Genomic DNA, 24,575 nt, shown 5'->3' with positions numbered 1-24,575 from the left:
CACAATTGGCGTGCCACGAAGGTGTGGCACGCCAATTCGAAAGTGTGTTAACGGATGTTCAGAATCAAATTCCGAGCCGAACGATGTAGTAGTCGCTCGTCCAGAGGGGCTGAATGCGCACGGATGCCCCTTCGTACGGGGCGTGCAAGATATTTCCGTTGCCGGCATAGAAGCCGTCGTGGCCATCCATGATGACCAGGTCACCCGGCTGAGCGTCCGCGAGGGAGATGCGGGTTCCCGCGGCCCCCTGCCCCGTCGACGAGTGCGGCAGGCCGATCCCGAACTGCGCGTAGACGTACATGACGAAGCCCGAGCAGTCGAAGCCGGCCGGCGTGGCGCCGCCGTAGACGTACGGCACGCCCTGGTACTGCGAGGCCACGCTGAAGACTGACGAGAGATCGTAGTTCGGGTAGGGCGGGCTCGCGAGGTAGTCCGAAACTGACGGACCCGAGTAAGACGTGGCGTAGCTGGTCATCGCTGCGGCAGCGGCCTGACGGCGCGACTCGGCAGCGGCGGCCTCGGCTACTGCAGCCGCGGCCGCGGCAAGCTCTTCCTTCGTGGTGGCGGTGAAGCCATCACGCGAGACGCTGACGGTGGCCGCCTGTGCGTCGACCTTCACGTTCTGCGCGTCGGCCTTAATGAGCTCAGTGGACTCGGTGGCCCCGTACTGAGTATCAGTGCTGCCGGGTGCGAAAGCATAGGCGGGCAGTGCCATGGTGGCGACGAGGCCGCCGGCAAGTGTCATGACGACGATGTTGCCGAGGCTGCCCCGGCGACGGGACTTCTTCGGTCGAGAGTTCTGGGGAGCCGTGCTGCGGACGTCCGCCACGGCTGGTCTATGTGAGGTACTGATGCTCACTGTCGAGGACAGCTTTTTACCTAATTCAGCCAAAGTTTTAACCTCCGGCGCCTCGACAACACTAGGTAGTTGCCCCGTCCAATGCGCTAATCGCGTGGGTGTGCCAGAGGCAAGAGACGGGCTAAGAAGGCGTCTTGCTCTGGGTCCTTTGACCGGCTTCTGGTCTGTGGGACATCCAAGAGGTTACGGGACGTACACCGTTTTGTCACGTTGGATGCCCAGATTGCTAACAAAATGATAACGAATCGGCCCTCGTATGAGGGGTAAACGCCGTCTCGTCAGACCACAGCCGGCGGAGTCGTGACGAACAGGTGGCTCGCGACCTCATTGGGCAATTCGAGGCCTGCCCCGAAGCCCTCGACCTGAACCAGCACGTAGGAGCCAACGGCCGAAAAGACGCCCGTGGCACCCGGCATCACACCGGACTGTTTGAGCTGTGTCAACAGCTCGGGGTCGAACTGAACCGGCTCGCCGAGACGACGGATGACGGCGGTCACGGGTTCCGTCGACCCGGCGACGACGCTCACCACGTTGGTCACACCATTCATGAAGTTGCCAGCCGACGGCTGGCCCAACTCTTCGAGACCGGGAATCGGATTACCATACGGTGACTCGGTGGGGTGGCCGAGAATCTCGAGAATCTTGCGCTCGACGCGCTCGCTCATCACATGCTCCCAGCGGCAGGCCTCATCGTGCACGAACTCCCACTCGAGTCCGATCACATCGCTGAGAAGACGCTCCGCCAGACGGTGCTTACGCATCACGTGCACGGCCTTGCTGCAACCAGAAGCGGTGAGTTCGAGATGGCGGTCGCCCGAGACGACGACGAGGCCGTCTCGTTCCATCCTGGCAACTGTCTGTGAAACCGTCGGACCGGAGTGACCCAGTCGCTCGGAGATACGCGCACGAAGCGGAACGATGTTCTCTTCTTCAAGGTCGAGAATCGTGCGGAGGTACATTTCAGTGGTGTCGATGAGATCCGTCATCCCCGGTGCCTCCCGCTCAAAAAGGTGCGTACGCCCATTCACGCAACGTCATAACCTTACCCGGCCCCCTCAGGACAACTAGAATCACGGTATGCCGGATCTGACAATTCCCACTGAACTGCTGCCCGCCGACGGACGTTTTGGCTGCGGCCCGTCCAAAATTCGACCGGAGCAGCTCCGCCACCTCACTGAATTCGGTGCCAGCATCCTGGGCACGTCCCACCGCCAGCCGCCGGTGAAGAACCTCGTCGGCCGGGTGCGCTCCGGCCTGTCGGGCCTGTTTCGCGCACCGGAGGGCTATGAGCTCATCGTGGGCAACGGCGGCTCGACCGCCTTTTGGGATGCCGCAGCCTTCTCGCTGATCGAGCGTCGCGCGCAGAACCTCGTCTTCGGCGAGTTCGGCCAGAAGTTCGCCAGCGCCGCCGCCGCCCCGTTTCTAGAGGCGCCCGATGTCATTACTGCGCCGGCCGGTTCGCGCGCCGAGGTCGTCGTGACCGAGGGCATCGACGTCTATGCCTGGCCACAGAACGAGACATCGACCGGCGTGATGGCCCCCGTCACCCGGGTGGCCGGCGACGCCGGTGCGCTGACAGTGATTGACGCCACGAGCGCCGCTGCCGGCATCGACTTCGACGCGGCTTCGGCGGATGTCTACTATTTCGCTCCGCAAAAGAACCTGGCCTCCGACGGCGGACTCTGGTTCGCCCTCTTCTCACCAGCCGCGATCGAACGCGTCATGCGTATTGCGGCCAGCGGACGCTATATTCCCGAGTTCCTCAGCCTGAAGAACGCGATTGACAACTCTCGACTCAACCAGACGCTGAACACACCGGCGCTGGCAACCCTGCTGCTGCTCGAGAACCAGCTCGACTGGATCAACGGCAACGGCGGACTCGCCTGGGCTTCGGCTCGAACCCGTGAGTCCTCGTCGATTCTCTACGACTGGGCCGAGCGCGTCGACTACGCGACACCGTTCGTCGCGAACCCCGACCACCGTTCGCAGGTCGTCGTCACGATCGACTTCGCCGACTCGGTGGATGCCGCGGCCGTCGCGAAAGCTCTGCGTGCCAACGGGATCGTCGACACCGACCCGTATCGCAAACTCGGCCGCAATCAGCTGCGTGTGGCAACGTTCACCGCGATTGAGCCGTCAGACGTGCAGAAGCTCGTCGGCTCGATCGAGTACGTCGTCGACCAGCTGGCACACTAGGCCGGTTCACCGCCCATGCGCCTGTGGTTGAAAGACAGCGAGCGGCGTCCTGATCCCCTGCCTGCCCGCACCGATGCGCGCAAGGCAATCGTCGCGGGCACGGCAGCCTGGTTTCTGGCTGCCGTGGCCGCGCTCATCCTGCGGTCAGAACTCGATGCCACCGGCCGTGCCTGGTGGCTCTGGTGCGCCCTGATCGGTCTGGGGCTCGGATTACTCGGCTTCGCCTGGGTGCAGTTCCGTCGCCGCTAGCTCTGCTGCAGCCTCGAAGTCGATTCCGTCGAGCACGTCGACGCCGTCGTCGCCGAAATCGTCGTCTGACTCGTCGTCATCGTCGTCATCGTCGTCATCGTCGTCGCTGTCGTCGTCATCGTCGTCGTCGCTGTCGTCGTCATCGCTGTCATCGCTGTCGTCGCTGTCGTCGCTGTCGTCGTCGAAAACATCTGACTCGTCGTCGTCGGAAGCCGTGGCCGAAGCTTCGTCCGCAGCACGCTCTTCGGCGGTTCGGTGATCGGCCATCCGGTCAGACCACGGCACCCACTCGGGTGCCAGCAGCGCGTCGCCACCCGGCATCAGCTCGGTCTCGAGCACCGACGGCTCTGCGTTGTTGTCGATGCGTGAGAGTGTGACGGTCCAGTGCCAGCCCGGGTACCCCGAGAGCAGGCAATCGAAAAGCAACGACAACACGTGCTCGTCTTCGACGACGTGCCCGAGCGGCTCACCGATCGTGTCGGCCGGGGTGATCTGCAGAAGCGCCGTGCGCGCAACATCGACCGCAGCAAGCAGCGTCTCGTCTGCCCCGAGAGCCGGCGACTCGTCATTACGCATCGAGTTCCTCGGCAACCTTGCGCAGCATGGCGGCAATCGTGCGGCCATGTGCCGACTCGGGGTAGCGGCCACGGCGCAGGTTGGCGCCGATTCCGTCGAGCAGTTTCACCAGGTCCTCGACAATGATCGCCATGTCGTCGGCCGGCTTGCGGCTCAGCTTTGCCAGACTCGGCGGCGCTTCAAGAACGCGCACTGAGAGCGCCTGAGCACCGCGCTTTCCGTCGGCAATCCCGAATTCGAGCTTTGATCCTGCCTTGACCGTTACTCCGGCTGGCAGCGCGGATGCGTGCAGAAAAACCTCTTGGCCGTCATCGGAGCTGATGAAACCAAAACCCTTTTCTTCGTCGTAGAACTTGACTTTGCCGGTGGGCATGTAAACCTCGCTGAAATTCGGGCGCGCCGTACTGCGCGTCTTCAAGAGACAGCATATTCGTCTTCCGAGACGATATGCCCAGTATCCTAAGAGTGTGACCACTCAACCTCAGTCAAACCCTCAGCGGATCGACCGCGTTTTGGCCTACCTGGTTGCGGGTTTGGTCGGCCTGTCGGTCATTGCATTCTTCGCCGTCATTGCCGCAACCGCAGTGGGAGCCGGAGCCAACGATGGCTTCAGCCACGGAATCTGGCCGTTCGTCATTTCCTTCCCCCTTTTCGGTCTCCCTCTGGGGTTCGTGATGATCATCGCGCTTCTCGTGATGAGCACGGTGCGACGCAGTCGCGCAACCAAGCAGGGTCGCCAGTAGCGGCATGCTGACACTCGCATCGCGTCTTCGAGCTCTCGATGATGCGGCGCTGCGCCGCACAATCGAAGCTCGCGCGCTCCCCTCCACAGGAATCAAAGACTTTTTCGACCTCGCCGAGGCGCTGCTCGATTCGCCCTCACTCGAAGCGACCCTGGCACACCTCGATCGGGCGACGCTGGCCGTGCTCGCCGTCTCCGGGAAACTCGCCGCAGAACTGGCCGGGCCCCCCTCTCTCGACGAACTCGTCGCTCGCCTGCGGGCTCCCAACGCACTCACGCTCACGCCGCAGCGCATCGACGCCATCGCCACCGCACTCGATGCACTCATGCTCGCGGTTTACACCGACGGTCGACTCAAGCCATATGCCGCGGTGAGCCAGCATCTCGACGGCTGGCCGCAACACGGACTCCCGAGCCCCACCGAACTGGCTGAGGCCGCCGCTCCGCCCACATTCGCCGAGCCCTCCGAGTCCGATCGGGCCCGGACCTCGGCCCTCGCCGCCGAGCGGGCCTTCGCCGCGGTCTCGTCCGTCGCCGAGCTGGTCAGCGATATCGCTCGCGAACCCGTGCATGAGCTCAGCCGTGGTGGCCTCGGGCTGCCCGATTCCAAGCGACTGGCAACGGCTGCATCCGTCGAGCCCGAAGCGCTTCCGGCCCTGGTGGCGATTGCGGCGCGAGCTGGGCTGATCGGCCGCGAGAACGGGCTCTGGATGGAAACCGAGACCGGACAGTCCTGGCTGCTCACCGGAACGGCCAGACGCTGGGAGGCCCTGGCCGCGTCATGGCGGGAGTCGTTGCCCGCCGACGTTTTGGCGGTTCTGCCGGCTCAGGCCGGGGTGTTCTGGGACGGCGAGTTGCGCGACTACCTCGGCTGGCTGTACCCGGCCGGTGGCCCATGGCTCGATGAGCGCGTCACCGCGGTTCAGGCCGAAGCCGAGTACCTCGGGATCACGGCCCTGGCTGCCACCAGCGCAGCCGGCGCCGCCGTGCTTACCGGTAGCCTCGACGCCGCCGCCACGATTCTTGCCGATTCGCTCCCGGCCGAAGTTGGCTCCGTTTATCTGCAACACGATCTGTCGATCGTGTCGCCCGGCCCACTCTCTCCGTCGATCGACGCCCGGATCAGGGCGCTGGCCGATGTCGAGAGCCGCGAGCTGGCATCCAGCTACCGCATTACCGCGGCATCGGTGAACCGTGCCTTGGCCGCCGGAGAGACCGCCGAGTCGCTGCTTGATTTCTTGCAGTCCATCTCGTTGACCGGTATCCCGCAGCCCGTGCACTACCTGATTCACGAATCGGCCGCGCGCTACGGGCGGGTGCGAGTGCGCGGCGTGAGCTCCGACGACGATCCGACGGTGCGCAGTTGGGTGCACTCCGACGACGCAGCACTCCTCGGCACGATCGAGGTCGATCAGACCGTGTCCCCGTTGGGGCTGCACCAGATTGCCGAGATGCGGCTGGGCAGCCGATACCCGGCCGACGTGGTGTTCTGGGCCCTCAGCGACGCGCGATACCCGGTGGCCGCCGAGAACGGCGAGGGCGACATCATCCACCTGCACCGCGTTCCCCTTGCCCGGGCGGCATCGGCCCCGGCCGTTGATCCGGTGGCAGAGCTCGTGGCGAAACTGCGCACGAGCGATGGCGGCGAAGCGCAGGCTGCGGGCGCATGGCTCGCCCGGCAGCTGGACGTCGCCATCCGGTCGAAGCAAACCGTTACCGTCAGCATCGCGATGCCGGGCGGGGTTGTCGTCGACTATCTGCTCGAACCCGCCAGCGTCGGCGGCGGCCGATTCCGGGCCCGGGACCGACGGGCTGACATCGAACGCACTCTTCCGCTCTCAAGCATCATCAGCATTTCTCCGATGCCGTAACGGATGCCGATGACGGGCGTTCGCAGGCGTAGGATTGGCGGCTATGTCTGACGGACCCCTGATCGTTCAAAGCGATCGCACGGTATTGCTTGAAGTTGCGCACCCGCTCGCCGAGGACGCACGCCATGATTTGGCGATTTTCGCTGAGCTTGAGCGGGCTCCCGAGCATATCCATACCTACCGAATCACTCGTCTCGGCCTGTGGAACGCCCGTGCTGCAGGGCACGACGCCCGAGACATGCTGGCAACGCTGACAAAGTATTCCAAATTCGCCATTCCGCAGACGGTCTCCATCGACATTGAAGAGACTGTCGGACGGTACGGCCGTCTCGTGATTGAACGGGATTCCGAGGGCGCCCTCATCCTGCGCAGCACCGACGAAGCCGTGCTCGCCGAAATTGCCAACGCGAAGCGGATCGCCCCGCTTCTGATCGGCAACCCGTCACCCGGAACATTTCTGATCGAGCCGTGGGCACGCGGTCAGCTCAAACAAGAGCTGGTGAAGTTGGGCTGGCCGGCCGAGGATCTGGCCGGCTACACGCCGGGAACTCCACACCCGATCGACCTGGTCGAAGAGGGCTGGGCGTTGCGCGATTACCAGAACAAGGCCGTGTCGAACTTCTTCGAGGGTGGCTCCGGCGTTGTGGTTCTGCCGTGCGGTGCCGGTAAGACTCTTGTGGGTGCCGGCGCGATGGCGACCGCCCGCACCAACACGCTCGTTCTCGTGACGAATACCGTCTCGGCTCGGCAGTGGCGTGACGAACTGCTCAAACGCACGACCCTCACTCCCGAAGAAATCGGCGAATATTCCGGGCAGGTCAAAGAAGTCAAGCCGGTCACCATCGCCACCTACCAAATTCTCACCGCGAAGCGGAAGGGCGAGTACGCCCACCTCGCCCTGCTCGACGCCATGGACTGGGGCCTCGTCATCTACGACGAAGTACACCTACTGCCGGCCCCCGTCTTCAAGCTCACGGCCGAGCTGCAGGCACGGCGCCGTCTCGGCCTCACCGCCACGTTGGTGCGCGAAGACGGGCGTGAAGGCGACGTCTTCAGCCTGATCGGGCCGAAACGTTTCGACGCGCCGTGGAAAGAGATTGAGGCGCAAGGCTTCATCTCCCCTGCTGCCTGTTACGAGGTGCGCATCGACCTGCCGCAGTCCGAACGGCTCAGTTACGCGGCGGCGGCCGACGACGAGCGCTACCGCCTGGCGGCCACGGCACCGGCGAAGCTGGATGTCGTCAAGCAGCTGGTGGCGAAGCATCCGGGCGAGCGCATTCTGGTGATCGGGCAGTACCTCGACCAGATCGATGAGCTGGCGGAGGCGCTCGGCGCACCAAAACTCACCGGTGCGACCCCAATCGACGAACGCGAGCGTCTGTTCCAGGCGTTCCGGGTCGGCGAGGAAGAGGTTCTGGTGGTCTCGAAGGTGGCGAACTTCTCGGTGGATCTGCCCGAAGCGACCGTGGCGATTCAGGTGTCGGGGTCATACGGATCGCGTCAGGAAGAAGCTCAGCGTCTCGGTCGGCTGCTGCGCCCGAAGGAGTCGGGTCTCACCGCGCATTTCTACACGCTGGTCGCCCGCGACACCGTCGACCAGGACTTCGCGCAGAATCGGCAGCGGTTCTTGGCCGAGCAGGGTTATAGCTACACGATTCTCGACGCTCACAGCCTCACCGCCGCCTAACCCCGCTGCGGCCCCGGGGCCTCGAGGCCGCGGTCAGGCGCGGGCGCGGGCGTAACGCAGGAACAGCATGTCGCCGGCCGGGAACGCGTGCACGAGGGTCATCGCTCGGGTCGCCTGAGTTGCGCCCTGCGCGATGCGTCCGGCCGTTCCCCCTTCGAGCACCGGGCTCAGGGTGAGACAGAGCTCGTCGACGCAATCGGCGGCGATGAGCTCGGCGAAGAGGTGCGGTCCGCCCTCACAGAGCACCTGGGCATAGCCGCGCTCCGCTAGTTCGGTGAGCATGCGCCGTGGGTCGACCGCGTCATCGCCACAGACCAGCACGTCGGCGACATCGGCGAGCGCCGCACGTTTCTCGGCCGGAGTGGCAGCATGGGTGATCACGAGGGGGCGGGTGACCGCGTCGGCGAAGAACGGATGCGCCGGATCGATCTCGAGGCGCGCCGTGACGATCGCGACGGGCGGCTGGGCCGACCATCCGTTCGCGACGCGCCACTCGGCATCCGTCGTCGGCAGCGCCACCCCGCCGTAGCCTTCGGCTCGCACGGTGCCCGCACCGACCAGAATCACGTCGCTGAGCAAGCGCAGAGTGTCAAAGACCATTTTGTCGTCGGCGTTGTTCAACGCGCCGCTCAGTCCGTCATGTGTCGCGGCGCCGTCCAGACTCGCGATGAAGTTCACGCGTAGGTGCGGCTGCGACCGGTCGGAGACGCTGTACTGATCGATGAGTTCGCTGCGACGGAGCATGCTCACTCCATGTTGTGGCGCAGGAAGGCGGGTGCACGAAATCCGAGGATGGCCTCGGTCATACGCACCGCATCAACGGCGGCCGGCACATTGTGCATGCGTACGATTCGGGCACCCTGCAGAATGCAGAACACCGCGGCGGCCAGGGAACCGTCGACTCGGGCGCCCCGCTCTCGGTTGAGTGTCTCGCCGATGAAGTCCTTGTTCGAGATCGCAGCAAGGGTGGGCAGGCCGATTGCGACGATCTCGTTCAGCCGACGGGTCAGTTCGAGCGAGTGCAGCGTGTTTTTGTTGAGGTCGTGTCCGGGGTCGATCACGATGCGTTCGAGCGGTACGCCGTACGATTCCGCGCGAGCGACGCGCTCACGCAGAAAGGCGGCGACCTCACCGACGACGTCGTCGTACCGGGGCGCCGGATAGGGCATGCGCGGTTTCGCGAGGCTGTGGGTGATCACCAGCGTCGCCTCACTCCCGGCGACGACCTCGGCCAGGGCCGGGTCGTGCACACCGGTGGTGTCGTTGATCACGTGAGCGCCGGCCGCGATCGCGGCGGCCGCAACCTCCGCATGAAACGTGTCGACCGAGATGACGACGCCGGCGCCGCGCAGCGCCTCAACGACCGGCACCACCCGGTCGATCTCTTCGGCAATGGGAATGGCCGGACCGGGCGCGAACTTGGCTCCGCCGATGTCGACCCAATCCGCACCATCGCTGGTCGCTTGGCGAGCGGATGCCACCGCCGCGTCGAGCTCGAACGTCGCGCCACGATCGTAAAACGAATCGGGGGTGCGATTGATGATCGCCATCACGGCGACCTCCCGCGAGAAGTCGAAAACGCGTCCGCCGATCAAGCGACGCGGCTGCACGAGGGAAGGAAGCTGCATCTCGTCCCGTTCTATCCGGTGGTGGAGGCCAACAGGTCCTCCAAGGCAATGCTCTCATCCGCGAGCGCTGCGTGGTCGACCTGCACGCCGGTTCGGATCAGACGTTGCACGGTTTCGTTGACATCCCAGACGTTCACGTTCATACCCGCTACGACACGATTGTCAGCCACCCAGAACGCGATGAAACGGCGTGCTGCCAGGTCACCCCGAAAAACAACAGTCGCGCCTTTCGTCAGATCCGCGTACCCCGAGTACTCCATACCAAGGTCGAATTGATCGGTGTAGAAGTAGGGGATCGCGTCGTAGTTGATCTCAGCACCAGCCATCGATCGCCCGGCCTCACGCCCGGCGTTCTCCGCGTTGGCCCAGTGTTCGATCCGAATGCCATGCCCGAGAACCGGGTGGAACACATTCGCAACATCACCCACGGCAAAGATGTCGGGGTCGTCGGTGCGGAAGGCGGAATCGACGACGATTCCGTTCCCGACGCGCAGGCCGGCATCCGTCGCCAGCGACACGTTCGGAATCGCGCCGATTCCGACAACGACCACCTCGGCCGGAATAACCTCGCCGTCCTTCAGACGCACCCCGGTGACACCGTTCGAATCGCCGAGAATCTCGCTCACCCCGGTCTGCATGCGCAGGTCCACACCGTTGTCGCGGTGCAACTGCCCGAACACGGCACCGGCCTCATCGCCGAGCGCGATATTCAACGGTACGGTTTCGAGGCCGAGCACCGTGACAACGTTGCCGTAGCCGATTGCCGCTGAGGCCACTTCCAAGCCGATCCAGCCGGCCCCGATGATCACCACGGTGCGCAGGCCCGGCTCGAGCCACTCGCGCAGATGCGCCGACTCGGCGACGGAACGCAGGTGGTGCACGCCGATGAGATCGACCCCCGGTCCGGGAAACCGCCGGGGGGATGCGCCCGTCGCCAACAGGAGCTTGTCATAGCGCAGCGTCTCGCCGGTGCTGAGGGTTACGTCGTGCGCCGAGCGTGCCAGCGCGGTAGCGCTCGCGCCTCTCCGCAGCTCCACCCGATTTTCGGTGTACCACTCGGGCGGATGCACACGCGTGCCGTCCCGCTCCATCGCACCGGTGAGAAACTCCTTCGACAGCGGCGGCCTGATATACGGAATTTCGTCTTCCTCCGCCAGCAACACGATGCGTCCCTCGAAACCTTCGGTCCGCATCCCCTCGGCGGCTCGCGCGCCGGCCAGCCCCCCTCCGACGATGACGAATGTCTGATCGGTGCTCATCTGATTCTCCTTCGACACAGCTCATCAGTTAGGAACGCATCCCGCAGAGCGCAAAGAACTCTTCGCGCGTGCGCGGATCGGTGCAGATCGGCCACGGCGCCCGCGGCACGCACTCGGTCGATGCCGTCTGCGTTGTCGACACGGTGCACGATCGACGGATGCGGCGCTGCCAAAACGGCGTTCACGGGGAGTTCTGCACTCGACATGATTGTCCTTTCCGCCTCTGTTCCCGACGGTAGATCCGCCGAGCGCTTTTGTCTACGAATGCCTGCGCGGAATGGTCGCCGCCGATGACGCCCCGGCACTGCCCGTGCCCCGCGAACCGCACGCCACGTTATCCGCATCAGCTCTCGCACAGGCGACCCTGCACCGCGCTCGACGCACTCCCAGGAAAGTTCCAGCTAACGCGCAGATACTTAGCTCATGACCGATGGCCCCCGCATTCTTATTGTCGATGACGAGCCCAATATCAGGGATCTCCTCACCACCAGCCTGCGCTTCGCCGGTTTTGCCGTGCGCGCGGTGGGCAACGGCGCTCAGGCAATCTCCGCCGTTCTCGAAGAGGAACCCGACCTCATCATCCTCGACGTCATGCTGCCCGACATGAACGGATTCGGCGTGACCAAGCGCCTGCGTTCGGCTGGCTACACGGCGCCCATCCTGTTCCTCACGGCCAAGGATGACACCGAAGACAAAATCACCGGTCTCACGGTCGGCGGCGACGATTACGTCACCAAGCCGTTCAGCCTCGACGAGATCGTCGCCCGCATCAAGGCCATTTTGCGTCGCACCATGCAGGCTGATGAAGATGCGATCATCCGCGCCGGTGAACTGACAATGGATCAGGACACCCACGAGGTTCTCGTCGGAGAGGTTCCGATCGAGCTCTCCCCCACCGAGTTCAAGCTGCTGCGTTATCTGATGCTGAACCCGAACCGAGTGCTTTCGAAGGCTCAGATTCTCGATCACGTCTGGGAGTATGACTTCAACGGTGACGCCGGAATCGTCGAGTCCTACATCTCCTACCTGCGTCGCAAGGTTGACGCTCACTCGAGCGAGCCGCTCATCCAGACAAAGCGTGGGTTCGGCTACATGTTGAAGGCCGCCAAGGCGTAGTCCCAGATTCCACTCCTACACTGGGGGCCTGATGCACGAGTCACTCACCCAGCGGTGGAACCGCGTTTCCCTCCGCTCAAAAATCACCGGCGTCACCGTACTGATGCTCACGCTCGGCCTGCTCGTCTCCGGCATCGGTACCATGGCGATGCTGCGCCAGTACGTGATCGAGCAGGTCGACGCTCGGCTGCAAACTGAGGCCCAGACGGCGCTCAGCTCCTCGACGACCGGCGCCTTGACGCAGGGCAGCGCCGACGGCGTGGCCTCTGACTATTACGTCGCCCTCTACGACGAGAGTGGCGCGCTGCGGTATCACACCTGGCGTGACCGCCCCGCCTCGGAGCTGCCCCAGGTCTCCATGCCCATGAATTTGGCCGCGGTGAACTCCTTCGGCGGCGAGATCCTCACCCTGCACAATGAATCCGGCGACACGACATTTCACGCTGTCGCCGTGCCCTTCGTGATCAGTCCGCAGGGCACGTACGGCACGCTCTTGATGGCGGTGTCACTCAGCCCGACCGAGAACATCCTGGCCACCTATCTCACGATTTTCCTCGGCTTCGGTGTCGGCGTGGTCTTGGTTGGCGCTCTGTTGACGCGGCTCCTGGTCACCAATACCTTTGCGCCGTTGCGCGAGGTGGAGCGAACGGCCGCAGCCATTGCCGATGGTGACTTCAGCCAGCGCCTCGGTGGGGCCACACCGAATACCGAGGTGGGCCGACTCAATCGCTCACTCAACACAATGCTCAGTCGAATTGACCGCGCTTTCAAAGATCGTGCGCGCACAATCGATCAGATGCGCCGCTTCGTCGGCGACGCGAGCCATGAGTTGCGCACCCCGCTTGTCTCGGTGCGCGGCTACGCCGAGCTGTACCGCATGGGTGCGTTGCAGACCCCGGAAGAGGTCGCCCAGGCGATGGAACGCATCGAAAAGGAAGCAATTCGCATGGGAGGTTTGGTCGAGGATCTCCTTGAGCTCGCCCGACTCGATGAGGCCAAGCCCCTCGCCCTGGCGCCCGTGGATCTGCTGCCATTGGCCCGAGACTCCGCCCTTGACGCAATGGCATCATCGCCCGGCCGGCAGGTCAGCGTCATCCTGAAGACGCCGACCGAGCTTGTCGACACTGTGGCAATGGATGCCATTGATCTCGCGCACTCGACCGGCGAGGTGAAGCCGTTTTCACCGCCGCCCGCCGAATCGACGCCGACGCCCGCACCGACCGATCGGGTCTCGGCGTCCCGCACAGCACCTGCGGCGCCCGCCACCGGCGCCATCTCGTTCGGTGCAACGCTGGCCCGCCTCCGCACCCGTAAACCGCGTCGAGCGGATGCGCCGCCTCTCGCGGAAGCCGTTGCTCCCACCGAGTCGGCGCCCGCCATGATTCCAGCGGTGATCATGGGCGAAGAAAATAAGATTCGCCAGGTGATCACCAACTTGATGGGCAACGCCCTGCGCTTCACTGCGCCGGACAGCCCGATCGAACTCGAGGTCGCCGTGGACCAACGCAATCAGCGTGCGTCGATCGCCGTCGTCGACCACGGTGAAGGAATTCCGCCGCAGATTCGGGAGAAGATCTTCCAGCGGTTCTGGCGTGCCGACACCTCGCGCGCTCGTGAGACCGGGGGCAGCGGCTTGGGTCTGGCCATCGTCGCATCCATCGTCGCCGGGCACAACGGCACGGTTGAAGTTGTCGAGACCCCGGGAGGCGGCGCAACGTTCCGCATCTGGTTTCCTCTCGCCGACTCCCCGAACGCACCGCGACCGGTAACGCCGGCATCCGGAAGCTGAGCCTCCTCCCCCGATCGAACCGCCTCGTCGTGTGCACCGAACCGGTTAATCGCCCGTCGCTTCCGGTCGTGCCTTCCTAGTATTGCCGCAGCAATACTCAGCGAAGGGATCATCATGACTCGGTATCAGGTCGACAGTGAGGCAGTGCTCGGCACAACCACGGCGGTGCATGGCTCGATCATGCGCATCCAGGGCGAGGTCAGCGGGTTACTCGCCCAACTCACCAATTTGGAGGCGTCGTGGTCGGGCCAGGCCGCGAGTGCTTTCCAGGGGGTCGTCTCCGAGTGGCGTGGCACACAACATCTCGTCGAGGAGAGCCTGGCGAACATCAATCAGGCACTCAGTCAGGCTGGGCAGCAGTATGCCGAGATCGAGCAGTCGAACGCGCGATTGTTCGGGCGTTAGGTTCTCAGCAACCCGAGTCAGGAGCGGACGTGCAGGTTCGTGAGAAGTTATTCTTCGTTTCTGGGGGCGTGCTGACGGCGCTCCTCTGTGTGAAGGGCCAACGCCATTCGGGCGCGTCATCTGGTAAGCCGCTCAGGACAGAGTATGACCGGCAGTCTCTCAGGTTGCACACGTCTCTGCACCTGCACCTCAATCTGGCAATTCCGATCAACGACGACGCACTATGTGACAGCCTGATCCTCCACCCCGTGCTGGCCGGCTCTGCAGTTGAGGCCGCTCCGGCGAGGAACCAGCCTTTGGGGAATTGTGGGTAAGTCAAAGCCGCGCCCGGCGGACAAGAAACGTATCCAGCGACACTGTCGGCGCCCACCACAGGGACCAAGGATCGTACGCTAACGGCGCTCGCACGGCTGAGAACCGGCCGACGCGCAACCCCGTCGCGCAGGCCCCCATCGATGGTGGTACGCCGTCGGACTGACTCGCCGGTTTAGCGCTGAGAAACATAACATAGGCGCGCAACAAGAGCGTCGCTCGATGGCCTCCAGGCCCGTATCGACGGACCGCCCTGTCCCTATGCCTTGCGCCTTGCGCCTTGCGCCTTGCGCCTTGCGCCTTGCGCCTTGTCACAAATGCCGGCTGACGATCAATCATTGATGATCAGCCCTGGAGACTCAGTGGGGACAGCCCAACCGTGGCGGCTCAGTCGCGGCGGTGGGTGTCGGTGCGGTGGCGGTTGGCGTCACGCCAGGTACGGCTCGGATCGATCCAGGCCGGGGCCTTCACGCGGGGCCGACCGTTGACCATCATGATCTCCCAGCCGGACGTTTCGATGGTGTGATGATGCCGCCAACACAACGCCACACCATTGTCGACCTCAGTGACGCCGCCTTTGCTCCAGGGGATCACGTGATGAAACTCGAGCCACTGTGCGGGGGCATCACAGCCGGGAACGCCGCAGCCGCCGTCGCGGGCGAGGATCGCCCGGCGTTGGGCACGGTTGAACAGTCGTTGCGGATCGGTCAGCGTCAGAACCTCACCGTTCTGGCCAAAGAGAACCGTTTGGGTCCCTCCGGCACACATCATCTGATCCACCGTGCGAAGGGAGATGGGGGCGTCGACACCATCTATCCAGCCGACACCGCGACCGGCTTCAATATCGTTCACGTTCACATGCACCACCACCGTCGGCGGTGCACCACCAATGCTGGGAGTGTTATCGGCCTGGGCCAGCTGGGTGAACATGCCGCGCAGAATATCGGCCCGCTTCTCACCGGCCGTGCGGGTGTCGACGTCATCGAACTCATGCCCGGCCGACCCGGGAAGAGGAGCCTCGGCTGAGGCTGGACCCTGGCCGTGGTCGTCATGGTCGTGGTCGTGGTCGTGGTCGTCGTGGTCGTGGTCGTCGCGTTCGTGGTCACGGTCGTCGTGCTCGCGGTCGCGCTCGTCGTTCAAGTCGTGTCCGTCGGGACCGTCGTGAGAATCCTGCTCGGCGCGGTCGTCGTGCTCGGAACGGTCGTCGCGTGCCTGGTCGCGGGCTTGTTCGGCGGCGGTGGGGAACGCGGGGGTTTTGCGGGCGGCGATGAACGCGTCGAAGGTGAGGTTCATGATTCCGTACAGATCAGGAGTGACCCCGCCTCGCACCGGGTAGATGCCGTCTTTGAAGCGGCCGAAACTGATCGTGCTCGTCGCCTCACCCTCGACCTCGTTCGGTGCCACCCCGTCGGGGTCCAGCGCCGCCTGCCACTGCAACATCTGCACCCGCATCGAGTCGGCCGAGAACGCAAAGCCCGCGCCCGGCTCACCCTCATTCTCGGCCGTGATTGTGCCCGTCGCCGCACCCACCAGAGCGCGTTCCGCAGCCGCAAGATCATCGGGTGCGACGCGCGGGGAGATCTCGGCCAGACCGGACATGATCACCTCCGCCGCATCCACCCCCAGCAAGCCCGCAGCGACCGCGGCACCCACCGTGGGGAACAGTGCGGGGATGATCGTGCCGACGTGTTGGGTGTCCCGCATTCGCAGGCCGAGGGCGCTGCGCCGTTTCGCTTCACGGCCGGAGATTCGGGTGACCCGGGTGATCAGGTCGATGCCACTGTTGCAGCCCCGCTTCGCCGCGAGGGAGTCCCGGCCCAGCCACCGGCCGGAGCGTTCCTCGACCGTCGCCGCCACAGCCACCCGTCCCGCATCAACCAGCCGGCCCACGCCCTCGAACGCACCGAGCACACCGAGCAGGTCGTCGTCGGTGAACCGGTCGGGGCTGACGGTGCCGAGCACTGCCAGAGAAGAGCGGGCCTGTTCGACCGCCGCCAGCACCATGGCCGCGGTCGGTGCCGACGCACCCGAGGCGGGTGTCGGCTCCGGGGCGGAGACGGGGGGTGGGGAGGTGATTGACATAGCTCTATTCTCCCAAAGAACGAACATGATTACGAGTTTTTCTCAGTATCGGTGCATAACTTCTCGAACTCGTGTCTGTGGAGGGATCGAGAACTTGAACCGGCCAAAAGCTCGCCCACGGGTCTTGAGGGTGGCTCACGGGATCTCGACACGCTCGATCAGCGGAAGGGTGCGGACTCGATTACCGAACCGTGGGTCGAGCTTGTCGAGACCCCGTTCCTCGGTTTCGAGATTGGCTCACGGGATCTCGACGAGCTCGATCAACGGCGTGGGCTGGATCTGCGGAGGGGCGAGGGGTCGATTGCCGAACCGTGGGTCGAGCTTGTCGAGACCTCGCTGCCCCGGCTCGAGGGCGGCTAGCGGGATCTCGACGAGCTCGATCAGCGGGGTGGGCTCGATCAGCGGGGTGGGCTCGATCAACGGAAGGGTGCGACGTCAACTGCCGACCGTGGGTCGAGCTTGTCGAGACCTCGCTCCCCCGTCTCGAGGGCGGCTCGCGGGATCTCGACGAGCTCGATCAGCGGGGTGGGCTCGATCAGCGAGGTGGGCTCGATCAACGGAAGGGTGCGACGTCAACTGCCGACCGTGGGTCGAGCTTGTCGAGACCTCGCTCCCCCGTCTCGAGGGCGGCTCGCGGGATCTCGACGAGCTCGATCAGCGGGGTGGGCTCGATCAGCGGGGTGGGCTCGATCAGCGGTGTGGGCTCGATCAGCGGTGTGGGCTCGATCAGCGGTGTGGGCTCGATCAGCGTGGGGGTTCGATCAGCGGAGGGGGCTCGATCAGCGGAGGTCGTCGACCGGTAGCGAAGGCGGTCGCCGACCGCCGGGGCAGGCGACGGGGCAGGCGGCAGGGCAGGCGCCGGGGCTTGAGAGAGTGACGGCTCCACGTTGACGGGGCACAAAAAACTGGGCGCCTCCCGAAGGAGACGCCCAGTCTGGTGAAGCAGGTGAAACAGATGGTGCCGGCTCAGACTTAGAAGTCCATGCCACCCGACGGGTCGCCCATCGGAGCCGGGTTCTTCTCCGGCTTGTCGGCGACAACGGCCTCGGTGGTGAGGAACAGACCAGCGATCGACGATGCGTTGAGCAGCGCCGAGCGGGTGACCTTCACCGGGTCATTGATTCCGGAAGCGATCATGTCAACGTACTCACCGGTCGCGGCGTTGAGGCCGTGTCCGACGGGCAGGTGACGCACCTTGTCTGCAACGACGCCCGGCTCCATGCCGGCGTTGAGGGCGATCTGCTTGAGCGGAGCGTCGATGGCAACGCGCACGATGTTCGCGCCGGTTGCCTCGTCGCCGACGAGGTCAAGAATTGCCTTGCTCTCGAATGCGGTCTTGCCAGCCTGGATGAGCGCAACGCCACCACCGGCGACGATGCCCTCTTCGACGGCTGCCTTGGCGTTACGCACGGCGTCCTCGATGCGGTGCTTGCGCTCCTTGAGCTCAACCTCCGTCGCGGCGCCGGCCTTGATGACTGCAACGCCACCGGCCAACTTGGCGAGACGCTCCTGGAGCTTCTCACGGTCGTAGTCGCTGTCGGTGTTCTCGATCTCGGAACGGATCTGAGCGACACGACCGGCGATGGCTTCGACGTCGCCGGCACCTTCAACGATGGTGGTCTCGTCCTTGGTGATGACGACCTTGCGGGCGTTACCGAGCAGGTCGAGGGTCACGTTCTCGAGCTTGAGGCCGACCTCTTCAGAGATGACCTGTCCACCGGTGAGAATAGCGATGTCCTGCAGCTGCGCCTTGCGACGGTCGCCGAAGCCCGGAGCCTTGACGGCAACCGACTTGAAGATGCCACGGATCTTGTTCACAACGAGCGTGGCCAGAGCCTCGCCGTCGACATCCTCAGCAATGATGAGGAGCTGCTTGCCGGTCTGGATGACCTTGTCAACGATCGGCAGCAGGTCCTTGATGTTCGAGACCTTGGAGTTGACGATCAGGATGTAGGGGTCTTCGAAGACCGCTTCCTGACGGTCGGGGTCGGTCACGAAGTATGCCGACAGGAAGCCCTTGTCAAAGCGCATGCCCTCGGTGAGCTCAAGCTCGGTGCCGAACGTGTTCGACTCCTCGACGGTGACAACACCTTCCTTGCCGACCTTGTCGATCGCCTCGGCGATGATTGCGCCGATCTCGGCGTCGCCGGCAGAGATGGATGCGGTGGCCGCGATCTCTTCCTTGGTTTCGATCTCCTTGGCGCTGGCAATGAGCTCGGCGATGACCGCAGCGGTCGCCTTCTCGATGCCACGCTTGAGGCTGATCGGGTCGGCGCCGGCTGCGACGTTGCGCAGGCCTTCGCGAACCAGGGCCTGAGCCAAAACGGTAGCCGTGGTGGTGCCGTCGCCTGCGACGTCATCGGTCTTCTTAGCGACCTCCTTGACGAGCTCGGCACCGATCTTCTCGTACGGGTCGTCCAGCTCGATCTCCTTGGCGATGGATACACCATCGTTGGTGATCGTGGGGGCGCCCCACTTCTTTTCCAGCACGACGTTACGTCCACGCGGGCCGAGGGTGACCTTGACCGTGTCAGCGAGGATGTTCAGGCCGCGCTCCAGGCCGCGACGGGCCTCTTCATTGAAAGCGATGATCTTTGCCATGTGTGTTTCTCGTCCCTCCCGGACGTTCCAAAACTGTGACGGATTAGCACTCAAACGGAGAGAGTGCCAGATCAATTCTGGCACTCTGATGCCGAGAGTGCAAGTGAACGGTGTGGGCTTGCGCTTCGACCTACGGCACCAGCTCGACAGAGCCGTCCTCGGTTGGCACCAGCTCGATCCAGGTATTGCCGCCCGCGAGCGCGATCAGCGTGCCGTCATCGGCGACCACACGGATGGGCGAGGCCTGCGCATCCTTCGACCAGGTGGCGTGAATGCTCTTGCCGCCCGTCGACACCCAGGCCTCGCCGGATCCGACCATGACGGTTTTGGGCACGTAACCGTACGTCCAGTCGATTCCGACGCGCATCACGATCAGGTTCGTCGCGTGCAGTTGGGCGCCCACACTGTCGAGGTCGGGTTCTCCCTCTTGCGAACGCAGGTAGCTCGCCTGGGCGGGATCCCAGCTCCAGCTCGGCCAACGCGCGTCTGAGAACCGGGTGTTGATTGTTGTCGTGGGGGAACCGGCCAGCATCGCCGAGGCCTCGTCAGGTTTCTCCGCGTACTCGAACTGCTGCACCGGGGGCGCAAGCTCAGGATGTGCCGCGACGATATCCGTCGCCTTCACCACGACATCGTGCGGGGAATCTTTGTCGTCGATGCGATAAAACAGTCCGGTGTCGTCATAGTCGAACACGGCGTTGACGAGTGGAGTGTCCATCATCATCTGCACGAACATCTCTTGGCCGCCGGAGTAGGCGACGATTCCACCGAAGGGGACGATGATGTCGGGATCCATGGGCCGGATCGATCGCACCGGGCCGAGCAGATCGGGAATGTCGGACTGCCACACCGCGACGTAACGGGTGAGGCCCCCTTCGACGAGTTCCTCAAAAACGATATCGGTGCGCTCAAGCCCGATCTGAGGCCGTGCACCTTCATGATTGTCGATCTTCGCAGAGAACGCCGGGAGGGAGACAGAACCGGGCAGGCGAGGAGTTCCACGCAGAGGAGCGAGTTCGACCGGTTCAGGCGTGGGCGTCACCGTCACCCGTGGCTTCGGCGATGCGGTCACGGCGGGGGTTGCGGGAGCGCACGCGGTGAGCAGCAGCGCCGGAATCAACACGACCACACTCCACAATCCTGCGCGCTGACGACCGTGCTCCGGGGCAGATCGAGACGATGACGAGGGGCCGAAAGTTTCTGAACTCATTCGCCACACACTAACGCCGCCCGGTGGAACGGGCGGCGTTAGTCAGGGCGCGCCTTCACAATCGACGCGTCTAGGCGGGTCGAACCGACTCCGCCTGCGGGCCTTTAGCCCCTACACCAACCTCGAAAACGACCTGCTGGCCTTCTTCAAGAACCTTGTAGCCGCTCATTTCAATTGCTGAAAAGTGAACGAAGACGTCCTGGTCACCTCCATCGACAGTGATGAAGCCGAACCCTTTTTCAGCGTTGAACCATTTCACGGTTCCGTTCGCCATGTGCTACTCCCGTTTGCTGTGATTCTGGCAGCGCCCGCCTCATGACGGCGCTGGGTCACAATGGGCGACCAAAACCAGATACTAGCGACACGAGGGTAGAAGAAAACAGGGGTGAAGCTGCATTAATCACACGAACTCTCACGTTCGTACCACCCACAGTGGTTACTCGGTCGCGGCAATATAGTCGTTGCCGACCACCACGGTGAGATCGGCACCTGACTCGGCGAAGTCATTCGCCAGTCGAATCTCTGCCCCGGGAAGTGAGGCGGCGATCCCCCGCGCGGCCCCTTCCAAGGACGCATCCGAGTAGTAGATGGTCGTCGTGACGATGTCTTCCGTGTCAGCGTTGCTGGTGGCACCGACATTCCAGCCGGCCGCCGTGAGCAACTCGCCGACACCTGCAGCAATCCCTGCGCCGGGCGTTCCGTTCAGCACGGTGATGCTGAGGTTCGGGTCGACGGTGGGCTCGGGCGTCGGCACGGGCTTCGCCGTCGGAATGGCGGCGGCAGCGCTGCTGGCCACTGGAGTCACCCCGGGAAGAGCAATGTCGAGTCGGGTGCTTTGGGTGAAGATGACTGCCGCACCGATGCCGACCAGAACGGCCGTCACGCCGGCAGCCCAGGCGAAGGCGACCCAGCCGCGGCCCTTCTTGCGCGGGGACCGGTGCGCGCCGACTCGGTCGATGGAGCGCGGCAGGGAATCGAAGCGATCGTTCGGTGTGTTGCGAGGCATCGTCAGTTCGTTCAGTCCTTGTTCGGCAGATCGTTCGGTTGGGCGTAGTCAGGTGTGGGCAGGGACCGACGGGCTCGCGCCTGTGCTCGGGCGTCGCGCATCCGTTGCAGTCGTTTCACCAGCATCGGATCGTGAGCACGAGCACCAGGAGAGTCGATCAAGGCGCCCAACAGTTGATAGTAGCGGGCCGCAGACACCGAGAACTCGGCTCTAATCGCCTGTTCTTTATCGCCGGCATGGTGGGCCTGCGCGTTTTCGAACGCCAGGATGGCCTTGTCGCGCTCAGAGAGTTCGTCGTGCACCCGGTCTCTCCCTCATCTCCAGCCGCCTTGCACTGGCAATCCTAAATGACCGGTGCTGACTGTTCCCCGTGCCGCCTTGAGGGCCGATGGAATGTTCGAGGGGTGCCGGGAGTTTAGTCTGGAGGCGGTGAAGCCGACCGCTTACACCGTGTGAGTGAAAGGACAAGCGATGGACTACGAAGTCACAAAGTCTGACGATGAATGGCGTGAAGAACTCGGCGACGAGAAGTTTGCGGTTCTGCGCAAGGCGGGAACCGAACGCGCCTGGACCGGGGAGTTGCTCGACGAGAGCCGCTCCGGCATCTACACCTGCGGCGCATGCAATGCCGAACTGTTCAAGAGCGGCACCAAATTCGATTCGCACTGCGGATGGCCGAGCTTCTACGAGTCGGTGCGTCCCGAGGCGGTCGAACTGATCGAAGACAACACGCTGGGTATGACGCGCACCGAGGTGCGCTGTGCGAACTGCGGTTCTCACCTGGGCCACGTTTTCGATGACGGTTTCGGAACGCCGACGGGCGACCGTTACTGCATGAACTCGATCTCGCTGAACTTCACCCCGGCCGAGTAGCACGTCGTGACTCATCCGATCAGGGACGCGGTGGCCGCACGGCGCTCGTTCGCGAAGGTGACCGCTGACACGCCGAGCCATGAGGAGTTGCTTCCGCTGGTCACCGCGGCGGCCCGGGTCGCCGACCATGGGGCGCTCCGACCGTGGCGACTGATTGAGTTGCGTGGTGCGGCGCGCGAGCGTCTCGGTGCCGCACTGGTCGAAGCCTCCGGCCAGGCGCTCGGCGCCGACCCGAAAATGGCGGCCAAACCGCTGCGCGCCGAGCTGCTGATCGCCGTGGTGGCGAGCAGACGGCCCAGCCACAAGGTCGACATCTGGGAACAGGATGCGACGGCGGCGGGTGTGGCCCATGCGCTCAGTCTTCTTCTGGCGGAGGCCGGCTGGGGTGTGATGTGGCGCACAGGTCCGCGCACGCGCGCGGCATCCGTTCGCACTCTGCATGGTTTGACCGACAACGAAGAGTTGCTGGGCTGGCTCTACGTCGGCGGCGTGCCCTCCGACGCGAAGCCGACAACACGCACAGCAATCGACCCCACCGCGTACCTCAGTTCGATCTGACGCCGCGGCCGGTTAACGGCTGCGCCGACGGATGCCGACCACGCCCACGGCGGCGAGAGCCAGCACGGTTCCCGCCACCGTGGTCGTGGCAACCGGGCCCGCAGCAATCGTCGGAATGAACAGATCAAGCGCGAGCGCGCAAAGCAGCTGACCGGCGACGATACCGAGGCCCAACACGAGAACACCGGTCGTGCGCACGATCATTGCGTTGCCGGCGATGAAAATGCAGCCGAGTAGTCCGCCGATGTAGAGCCACGGTTCCGCAGGCAGCACCGCGGGAAAACCGACGAACATCGCATGGATGACACACACCGCGCCGAGCGCGACGGTTCCGAAGACAAAGTTCACAAATGTCGCGGTCAGTGCGCTCTCGGCCACCGCCTTCACCCGCCCGTTGACCGCCTGCTGCCAGCCCTGGCCGAACCCAGCCGCGAGCGGCATCAACATAAGCCAGAGCGGCACCCCCGACGCCGCCTGGCCGGACACCGCGAGTCCCACGGCGACCAGTGCCCCGACCGCCCCGATCACACGCGGAGGCGTCAGCGGGCGTCGGCCCCCGGGGCTGATGCCGAACCGGTCCATCACCAGACCGCTGACCGTCTGACCCGCCACGACCGCGACCGTGAACAGCGCAACCCCGAGGATGGCGGCCGTGAGGCTCTGCGACAGCACATAGAACGCCCCGGCGGTGCCGCCCAGAACCTGCCACCAGGTGAGCGTGCTGCCCGCGAGCGTGCGGCCCGCGAGCGCCTGCCGCACGCGGCCCAAGCCGCGTCGCCCGGCCGGCCAGATCAGCATCGCGACGCTGAGAACGACGAGGCCGCTGCCGAACGAGATCACCGCAGCGACGAAGCCATCGCCGATGCGGGCACCGAGCTCGCCGTTGATGCGCGATTGCAGTGCGTTCAGAGCCCCGAAGAGCACGGCGCAGCCGACCGCCGCCCCCATCGGGAGGTGGCGGTGGGAGGCGTCGGCCGGGGTGGTGCTGTGCGTGTCGGCCAGTTGCGTCATCCGTCACCTTTCATGCGTCACTACATTCTCACCGAAGCGAGCCTTGCAGATGAGCTCACGACAGAGTTACATGGTTACAACGGATTGAACATACGTGCGACAGACCAGATCCGCCATAATGGCCCCATCTCAGTAAAGAAACGAATGGAATGTGAGTGAAATGAGTGCACTTTTTGTCATCATCATCATCATCGCCATCATCGCGCTCTTTGTCGGCGGCTTCGTTCAGGCCCTCCAATGGCTGCTCTGGGTCGGTATCGTGCTGTTGGTCATCGCCGTCATTGGGTGGTTGCTGCGTTTCATCTCCGGACGCAAGAACACCGTGTGAGTCGCCCCATGCGTATTAAATACATCATCGTCACGATGCTCGCTCTCACCGTGTTCTTCGTGGGCATCCGCGCGATCAACAAGGCCGAACGGGCCACGCGAAAGAGTGCCCACGAGATCGGTGAGAAGACCGCGAAGAAGGCGGAATCGATTCGTCATACGCTCGAAGCGGATGCCCGGGGGCTCGCGCAGCGGGCGAAACGCTGACGTACCGCTCG

At 64.3% G+C, this 24,575-nt stretch carries 29 protein-coding genes; 12 read left to right on the top strand and 17 right to left on the bottom strand.

What is annotated here, in order from left to right:
* Positions 1-64: 64 nt before the first annotated feature.
* Together HNR05_RS17855 and HNR05_RS00305 are read right to left on the bottom strand one after the other, a co-directional pair.
* A complete protein-coding gene (locus HNR05_RS17855; RefSeq protein WP_343062397.1) occupies positions 65-829 on the bottom strand; it encodes a C40 family peptidase in 765 nt (254 codons plus the stop codon).
* A 308-nt stretch (positions 830-1,137) separates the two neighbouring features.
* Positions 1,138-1,845, bottom strand: coding sequence for an iron-dependent transcriptional repressor DtxR (locus HNR05_RS00305; RefSeq protein ID WP_179577202.1), 708 nt, complete (start codon positions 1,843-1,845; stop codon positions 1,138-1,140).
* Positions 1,846-1,936: 91 nt separating this feature from the next.
* On the opposite strand from HNR05_RS00305, the gene serC reads away from it, so the two are divergent.
* Positions 1,937-3,055 carry a phosphoserine transaminase gene (gene serC, locus HNR05_RS00300; RefSeq protein WP_179577201.1) on the top strand — a complete coding sequence of 373 codons (1,119 nt, stop codon included), beginning with the start codon at positions 1,937-1,939 and terminating at the stop codon, positions 3,053-3,055.
* A gap of 15 nt (positions 3,056-3,070) precedes the next feature.
* Positions 3,071-3,304, top strand: a complete 234-nt coding sequence (locus tag HNR05_RS00295) for a DUF2530 domain-containing protein (RefSeq protein WP_179577200.1) — start codon at positions 3,071-3,073, stop codon at positions 3,302-3,304.
* Here HNR05_RS00295 and HNR05_RS00290 read toward each other — a convergent pair.
* Together HNR05_RS00290 and HNR05_RS00285 are read right to left on the bottom strand one after the other, a co-directional pair.
* Positions 3,266-3,880: a DUF3027 domain-containing protein gene (locus HNR05_RS00290; RefSeq protein WP_179577199.1), complete on the bottom strand. Its 615-nt coding sequence runs from the start codon at positions 3,878-3,880 to the stop codon at positions 3,266-3,268. The two genes, HNR05_RS00295 and HNR05_RS00290, sit on opposite strands and share 39 nt — an antisense overlap.
* Positions 3,873-4,253: a cold-shock protein gene (locus HNR05_RS00285; RefSeq protein ID WP_179577198.1), complete on the bottom strand. Its 381-nt coding sequence runs from the start codon at positions 4,251-4,253 to the stop codon at positions 3,873-3,875. The genes HNR05_RS00290 and HNR05_RS00285 overlap by 8 nt, the downstream gene beginning before the upstream one ends.
* Before the next feature lie 94 nt (positions 4,254-4,347).
* Between HNR05_RS00285 and HNR05_RS00280 the strand changes: the two genes are divergently transcribed.
* Genes HNR05_RS00280 through HNR05_RS00270 form a run of 3 tightly spaced genes read left to right on the top strand, consistent with a single transcriptional unit; the run spans position 4,348 to position 8,180 of the window.
* Positions 4,348-4,623, top strand: coding sequence for a multidrug ABC transporter ATPase (locus tag HNR05_RS00280; protein ID WP_179577197.1), 276 nt, complete (start codon positions 4,348-4,350; stop codon positions 4,621-4,623).
* A 4-nt stretch (positions 4,624-4,627) separates the two neighbouring features.
* Positions 4,628-6,493 carry a helicase-associated domain-containing protein gene (locus tag HNR05_RS00275; protein ID WP_179577196.1) on the top strand — a complete coding sequence of 622 codons (1,866 nt, stop codon included), beginning with the start codon at positions 4,628-4,630 and terminating at the stop codon, positions 6,491-6,493.
* 43 nt (positions 6,494-6,536) lie between these two features.
* Positions 6,537-8,180, top strand: coding sequence for a DNA repair helicase XPB (locus HNR05_RS00270; protein WP_179577195.1), 1,644 nt, complete (start codon positions 6,537-6,539; stop codon positions 8,178-8,180).
* Between the two features lie 33 nt (positions 8,181-8,213).
* Here HNR05_RS00270 and HNR05_RS00265 read toward each other — a convergent pair whose 3' ends face one another.
* From HNR05_RS00265 to HNR05_RS00255, 3 genes are read right to left on the bottom strand one after another with little or no spacing between them, the layout of a single operon-like run.
* Positions 8,214-8,924, bottom strand: a complete 711-nt coding sequence (locus HNR05_RS00265) for a pyrimidine reductase family protein (RefSeq protein WP_179577194.1) — start codon at positions 8,922-8,924, stop codon at positions 8,214-8,216.
* A 2-nt stretch (positions 8,925-8,926) separates the two neighbouring features.
* Positions 8,927-9,808, bottom strand: coding sequence for a dihydropteroate synthase (folP, locus tag HNR05_RS00260; protein WP_179577193.1), 882 nt, complete (start codon positions 9,806-9,808; stop codon positions 8,927-8,929).
* A gap of 11 nt (positions 9,809-9,819) precedes the next feature.
* A complete protein-coding gene (locus HNR05_RS00255; RefSeq protein ID WP_179577192.1) occupies positions 9,820-11,067 on the bottom strand; it encodes an NAD(P)/FAD-dependent oxidoreductase in 1,248 nt (415 codons plus the stop codon).
* A gap of 423 nt (positions 11,068-11,490) precedes the next feature.
* Between HNR05_RS00255 and HNR05_RS00250 the strand changes: the two genes are divergently transcribed.
* From HNR05_RS00250 to HNR05_RS00240, 3 genes are all read left to right on the top strand, one after another.
* Complete coding sequence (locus HNR05_RS00250) at positions 11,491-12,183, top strand: response regulator transcription factor (RefSeq protein ID WP_179577191.1); 693 nt, start codon at positions 11,491-11,493, stop codon at positions 12,181-12,183.
* A gap of 31 nt (positions 12,184-12,214) precedes the next feature.
* Entirely contained in the window at positions 12,215-13,972 is a 1,758-nt protein-coding gene (locus tag HNR05_RS00245) for a sensor histidine kinase (RefSeq protein ID WP_179577190.1), read from the top strand.
* A gap of 114 nt (positions 13,973-14,086) precedes the next feature.
* Complete coding sequence (locus tag HNR05_RS00240) at positions 14,087-14,377, top strand: WXG100 family type VII secretion target (RefSeq protein WP_179577189.1); 291 nt, start codon at positions 14,087-14,089, stop codon at positions 14,375-14,377.
* 699 nt (positions 14,378-15,076) lie between these two features.
* Here HNR05_RS00240 and HNR05_RS00235 read toward each other — a convergent pair.
* The 9 genes from HNR05_RS00235 to HNR05_RS00195 all read right to left on the bottom strand — a co-directional run bounded on the left by HNR05_RS00235 (position 15,077) and on the right by HNR05_RS00195 (position 21,890).
* Positions 15,077-16,771, bottom strand: a complete 1,695-nt coding sequence (locus HNR05_RS00235; RefSeq protein ID WP_179577188.1) for an HNH endonuclease signature motif containing protein — start codon at positions 16,769-16,771, stop codon at positions 15,077-15,079.
* Positions 16,772-17,008: 237 nt separating this feature from the next.
* Positions 17,009-17,191, bottom strand: coding sequence for a hypothetical protein (locus HNR05_RS00230; protein ID WP_179577187.1), 183 nt, complete (start codon positions 17,189-17,191; stop codon positions 17,009-17,011).
* Entirely contained in the window at positions 17,188-17,328 is a 141-nt protein-coding gene (locus tag HNR05_RS00225) for a hypothetical protein (RefSeq protein ID WP_179577186.1), read from the bottom strand. The genes HNR05_RS00230 and HNR05_RS00225 overlap by 4 nt, the downstream gene beginning before the upstream one ends.
* Positions 17,325-17,672, bottom strand: coding sequence for a hypothetical protein (locus HNR05_RS00220; protein WP_218868767.1), 348 nt, complete (start codon positions 17,670-17,672; stop codon positions 17,325-17,327). The genes HNR05_RS00225 and HNR05_RS00220 overlap by 4 nt, the downstream gene beginning before the upstream one ends.
* Positions 17,673-17,743: 71 nt before the next feature.
* Positions 17,744-19,372, bottom strand: coding sequence for a chaperonin GroEL (gene groL / locus HNR05_RS00215; protein ID WP_179577184.1), 1,629 nt, complete (start codon positions 19,370-19,372; stop codon positions 17,744-17,746).
* A 130-nt stretch (positions 19,373-19,502) separates the two neighbouring features.
* Entirely contained in the window at positions 19,503-20,582 is a 1,080-nt protein-coding gene (locus HNR05_RS00210; protein ID WP_179577183.1) for a DUF3048 domain-containing protein, read from the bottom strand.
* A gap of 70 nt (positions 20,583-20,652) precedes the next feature.
* On the bottom strand, positions 20,653-20,856 hold the full coding sequence (locus HNR05_RS00205; RefSeq protein WP_179577182.1) for a cold-shock protein: 204 nt from the start codon (positions 20,854-20,856) through the stop codon (positions 20,653-20,655).
* 162 nt (positions 20,857-21,018) lie between these two features.
* The gene (locus tag HNR05_RS00200) at positions 21,019-21,588 is read right to left on the bottom strand and encodes a LytR C-terminal domain-containing protein (RefSeq protein ID WP_179577181.1); all 570 of its coding nucleotides are present in this window, start codon (positions 21,586-21,588) and stop codon (positions 21,019-21,021) included.
* An 11-nt stretch (positions 21,589-21,599) separates the two neighbouring features.
* Positions 21,600-21,890 carry a DUF3263 domain-containing protein gene (locus HNR05_RS00195; RefSeq protein ID WP_179577180.1) on the bottom strand — a complete coding sequence of 97 codons (291 nt, stop codon included), beginning with the start codon at positions 21,888-21,890 and terminating at the stop codon, positions 21,600-21,602.
* A gap of 169 nt (positions 21,891-22,059) precedes the next feature.
* Between HNR05_RS00195 and msrB the strand changes: the two genes are divergently transcribed.
* On the top strand, positions 22,060-22,461 hold the full coding sequence (gene msrB / locus HNR05_RS00190) for a peptide-methionine (R)-S-oxide reductase MsrB (RefSeq protein ID WP_179577179.1): 402 nt from the start codon (positions 22,060-22,062) through the stop codon (positions 22,459-22,461).
* A gap of 6 nt (positions 22,462-22,467) precedes the next feature.
* Entirely contained in the window at positions 22,468-23,019 is a 552-nt protein-coding gene (locus HNR05_RS00185) for a nitroreductase family protein (RefSeq protein WP_343062395.1), read from the top strand.
* Positions 23,020-23,031: 12 nt separating this feature from the next.
* Here HNR05_RS00185 and HNR05_RS00180 read toward each other — a convergent pair whose 3' ends face one another.
* Positions 23,032-24,030 carry a DMT family transporter gene (locus HNR05_RS00180; protein ID WP_179577178.1) on the bottom strand — a complete coding sequence of 333 codons (999 nt, stop codon included), beginning with the start codon at positions 24,028-24,030 and terminating at the stop codon, positions 23,032-23,034.
* A 160-nt stretch (positions 24,031-24,190) separates the two neighbouring features.
* On the opposite strand from HNR05_RS00180, the gene HNR05_RS00175 reads away from it, so the two are divergent.
* On the top strand, positions 24,191-24,358 hold the full coding sequence (locus tag HNR05_RS00175) for a cytochrome c-type biogenesis protein (RefSeq protein WP_179577177.1): 168 nt from the start codon (positions 24,191-24,193) through the stop codon (positions 24,356-24,358).
* An 8-nt stretch (positions 24,359-24,366) separates the two neighbouring features.
* The gene (locus HNR05_RS00170; RefSeq protein WP_179577176.1) at positions 24,367-24,564 is read left to right on the top strand and encodes a hypothetical protein; all 198 of its coding nucleotides are present in this window, start codon (positions 24,367-24,369) and stop codon (positions 24,562-24,564) included.
* Positions 24,565-24,575: the final 11 nt, after the last annotated feature.

The sequence above is a fragment of the Leifsonia psychrotolerans genome (assembly GCF_013410665.1).
Taxonomy (GTDB): Bacteria; Actinomycetota; Actinomycetes; order Actinomycetales; family Microbacteriaceae; genus Cryobacterium; species Cryobacterium psychrotolerans_A.
This window is presented reverse-complemented; position numbering and strand designations above follow the sequence as displayed.